The sequence below is a fragment of the Megasphaera sp. DJF_B143 genome (genome assembly GCF_900320625.1).
Classification (GTDB): domain Bacteria; phylum Bacillota; class Negativicutes; order Veillonellales; family Megasphaeraceae; genus Megasphaera; species Megasphaera hexanoica.
On record NZ_ONTA01000178.1, the window covers coordinates 1 to 4317 of the forward strand.

Here is a 4317-nt window from a genome sequence, read left to right on the forward strand (position 1 = left end):
AGCAGTTCGGTCTGGCTCATGAGATCAGCACGGATGAGCGCATCGGCTCTCTTAGCAGCTTCCGCAGCATTGAGCGTATCCGATGCCAGTACGCAGTCGATGATATGATAATCCATCCCTTTATCCTGGAAGATATTTTTCAGACGCAGGGTGAAGTATTCATTGAGCTGGCTCATGACTTCGGCCTGCTTATCTTCTTCCACGTGAAGGAGATTGAGAATGAAAGCAAAGACTTCGTCACAGTTGAGGTTCCAACCGGCATCCATGAGGATATTCAGGATACCGATAGTCTGGCGGCGCAGGGCAAAGGGATCCTGCGACCCTGTCGGAATGAGGCCCAAACTGAACGAGCCGGTAATGGTATCGAATTTATCGGCAATGCCGAGGACTTTACCCATCGTAGTCTGAGGCAGTTCGTCGCCGGCAAAACGCGGCAGATACTGTTCGTTGATGGCATCGGCAATTTCCTGCTTTTCGCCGTCAATCATGGCATATTCTCGTCCCATGACGCCCTGAAGTTCCGTAAATTCAGCTACCATCTGGGTCAGGAGGTCAGTCTTGGCCAAGTCGGACAGGCGGGTAAGGTCGCCATCATCGAGGCCCAGATCCAGTTTGTGATTGAGAAATGTCGTAATCTGTTCCAGACGCTGTGCCTTATCTTTGAGTGTACCCAGGCCGTCCTGGAATACGATGCGCTGCAGGTCATCGACGCGGTCGATAAGTTTCTTTTTCTTATCTTCTTCAAAGAAGAACTTGGCATCATCCAGGCGGGCGCGCAGTACCCGTTCATTGCCGTGCTGGACCGTTTCCAGATGATAGTCATCGCCATTGCGGACGGTGAGGAACAGGTTCATGAGCTTGCCGTCTTTATCGCGCATGGGGAAATACCGCTGATGGTCTTTCATCGGCGTGATGATGGCCGCTTCCGGGAGCTGGAGGAATTCCGTATCGAATTCGCCGCACAGGGCCGTAGGATATTCGACGAGGAATACGACTTCTTCCAGGAGGTCTTCATCCATGATGATCGTACCGCCCTTTTCGTCCGCCAGTTTCTGCATGCCTTGGAGAATCATCTGTTTGCGTTCTTCCGGATCGACGATGAGGAAATGTTCTCTCGTTACGGCTTCATAGTCTTTCATAGACGGGATTTCAAAATCGCCCGTACCGAGGAAACGGTGGCCGCGGCTGATGCGCCCGGATTTTACTTTGGCAATTTCAAAGGGAACGACATCCGTGCCAAAGAGCGCTACGAACCAGCGCAGAGGCCGTACGAAATGAACCGTCTGGTCACCCCAGATCATGCTCTTGGGGAAACTCAGGGACAGGATGATATCTTTCAGGATATCCGGCAGCAGACTGGCTGTATCCTTGCCGATTGTCGTAACGTTGGCATAGACATACCCGTCTTCTACGACCAGGTCTTCTACGGCTATCTTCTGGCCCCGGGCAAACCCCATAGCAGCTTTCGTCGGTTTGCCTTCGCTGTCATAGGCAATCTTGACGGACGGCCCTTTGTTCTTGGCCGATACATCGGACTGCTTTTCTGCCACACCAGCGATCAGAAGAGCTACACGGCGCGGCGTGCCCAGCGAGCGGATGGATTCATAGGATATGTTAGCTTCATCCAGTTTTTTATGGGCCAGATCCTTAATCTGACTGAGGATACTCGGCATATAATGAGCCGGGATTTCTTCCGTACCAATTTCAAGCAGTAAATCTTTGCTCATTTATTTTTCCTCCTTCAACATAGGGAACCCCAGTTTTTTACGCTGTTCGAGATAGGCTTTGGCGCAGGCCCGGGACAAGTTGCGGACACGGCCGATAAAAGCAGCCCGTTCGCTGACGCTGATAGCGCCCCGCGCATCGAGCAGGTTGAACGTATGAGAGCATTTCAGCGCATAGTCATAGGCAGGCAGGACAAAGCCGGCTTCGATGGTCCGCATGGCTTCGGCTTCATAGAGGTCAAAGAGATGGAACAGCAGCTTGGCATCGCTGACTTCAAAGGCATAGGACGACTGTTCGAATTCGTTCTGATGGAAAATGTCACCATAAGTCACGCCATCCGTCCATTCCAGGTCGTATACGTTGTCTACACCCTGAATGTACATGGCCAGTCGTTCCATACCATATGTGATTTCCGATGATACAGGATGAACGTCTATGCCGCCCACCTGCTGGAAATAAGTAAACTGTGTGACTTCCATGCCGTCGAGCCAGACTTCCCAGCCGAGACCCCAGGCACCCAGTGTCGGCGATTCCCAGTTGTCTTCGACAAAGCGGATATCGTGCTCCTTGGGATTGATGCCAAGACGCTCCAGGGAGGCCAAATAAAGCTCCTGAATATTGTCCGGGGACGGCTTCATAATAACTTGAAACTGGTGATGCTGATAAAGGCGGTTTGGATTATCGCCATAACGGCCATCGGCCGGACGGCGGGACGGTTCGACGTATGCGACGTGCCACGGTTCCGGTCCCAGCGTACGCAGGAACGTCGCCGGATTCATTGTACCTGCCCCTTTTTCTACATCATACGGTTCCTGGATGATGCAGCCTTGGGAGGACCAAAATTTCTTCAAAGCGAAGCTCATTTCCTGAAAGTTCATGTTGCTTTTCCCTCCTGTACAAAAAAAGTCCCTGTAACATCTCTTGATGTTACAGGGACGAGTTAACACCCGCGGTTCCACCCTGATTGGTCGATTGACCCGCTCACTTTATGCAGCCATACACACCGCAACGGCTTCCGGCTGCCGCCTTCAGAATGCCTTCTGCACTCCTTCTGGCAGGCTCACACCCTCCCTGCCTCGCTGTGGCGGACTGCATACTACTTTCTTTCATCGGCTTTCATGCCACTAATCATAGCAAATCTTGTGGGAGTTGTCAATCATGAGGATAGAGACCGTTAAATCATCTTCGTCTTGCCCGACGAAGTAATCAGGCTGACGATGACGAAGACAAGCGTGTTGATGCACAGGGCAAAGAATCCGGCATTGATATGGACCGAACCGAGGGCAACGGGATCCATTTTGCTCAGGATGAGGAAGAATACCAGGAATTCTCCGACAATAAGGCCACAGACGGCGCCGAGCTTGCTGGCTTTTTTCCAGAACAGGCCGAGTACGATAATCGGGAAGAACTGAGTAACGCCGGCATAGCCCGTGAGCAGCAGATTGACCAGCAGGTTGGCATGGAAAATGGAAAGGTAAAGAGCAACAGCCGTCAGGATGAGGATGAGATACCGGGCTACGTTCTTCATATGTTCTGGTGTAACGTGTTCATCGTTATGACGGAAGCCGCGTACATAAATGTTGCGGGAAATGAGCAGCGACGTAGAAAGGAGCAGATCCGCTGCGGGAATCATGCAGGCCAGAGCGCCGGCACCGCCGAGGATTCCCAGTACCCATGTCGGGAACGTATCCCTTACGAGGAACAGGAATGCCATATCGGTACGAGGCAGCGGATTGCTGGCGTATACGATGACTGCCGTAAAGCCGACGAGCATTGGGAAAATCAGTGCTAGCTGGGCAAAGGGCAGATAAATGGCATTATGACGCGGTACGTCCGGGTCTTTGGCACTGAACGTATTGGTCGAAAAATGGGGCCACATATAAAAACCCAGGGCAGTCAGTGCAATGGTAGACATTCCCCAGGTCACATCGAGGTTCTTCGTGCCGCCAGGGAAAGTCAGGAAATCGGGTTTAATCGATTCTACGGCTGTAAACATTTCAGAGAAACCGCCGCAGTAATGATACGGAAGATAAATACCAAAAATCAGCATAGCAGCGATCATGCTGACGTCCTTAAATACTGCCGTAGAAGCAACACCTTTCAGGCCGCTCAGGAAGACGAATGCCGCAACCATGACGAAGGCGATGAGCATGGCCTGGACGCGGCCGATGGCTCCGAGAGAAGCGACTTCCACGATAAGACCCAGAGCAGTAAGCTGCAGCTGCAGATACGGCAGGAGGAAGGCGACGCCGACACAGGAAATGAAAATCCCAAGGGGACGGCTGCTGTAGAGATATTCTACCATGTCTGCCTGGGTCACTAATTTATGACGATGGCCGAGCGCACAGACACGGGGCAATACGTGGTAACCGACGAGATATGCCAGACCGCCATAAGCCAGGATATAGAAGGTAGGGCCCCCACGGGCATATGCCCAGCCACTGGCACCTAAGAAAGCAAAGGCGGTGTATACTTCCCCGCACATAATGAACCAGTTCAGCCAGCGCCCGAAATTACGGCCGCCGACAGCCCAGTTTTCAGCACTCATTTTTCTATCCTTCAGGCCCGGAATAGCACCGAGAATAGAGATAC

At 52.2% G+C, this 4317-nt stretch carries 3 protein-coding genes; all 3 read right to left on the reverse strand.

What is annotated here, in order from left to right; genetic code table 11:
- A partial coding sequence (glyS, locus tag DBO31_RS05390) for a glycine--tRNA ligase subunit beta (RefSeq protein ID WP_150824630.1) occupies nucleotides 1-1727 on the reverse strand: 1727 nt, incomplete at its 3' end.
- Nucleotides 1728-2603: a glycine--tRNA ligase subunit alpha gene (gene glyQ, locus DBO31_RS05395; RefSeq protein WP_150824631.1), complete on the reverse strand. Its 876-nt coding sequence runs from the start codon at nucleotides 2601-2603 to the stop codon at nucleotides 1728-1730.
- Between the two features lie 296 nt (nucleotides 2604-2899).
- On the reverse strand, nucleotides 2900-4317 hold a 1418-nt coding region (locus tag DBO31_RS05400; protein ID WP_234995404.1), incomplete at its 5' end, for a sodium:solute symporter.

What these genes read in the sequence shown, in the direction of transcription:
- glyQ (WP_150824631.1), bottom strand. Translation starts at nt 2,603, where the DNA reads ATGAACTTTCAGGAAATGAGCTTCGCTTTGAAGAAATTTTGGTCCTCC.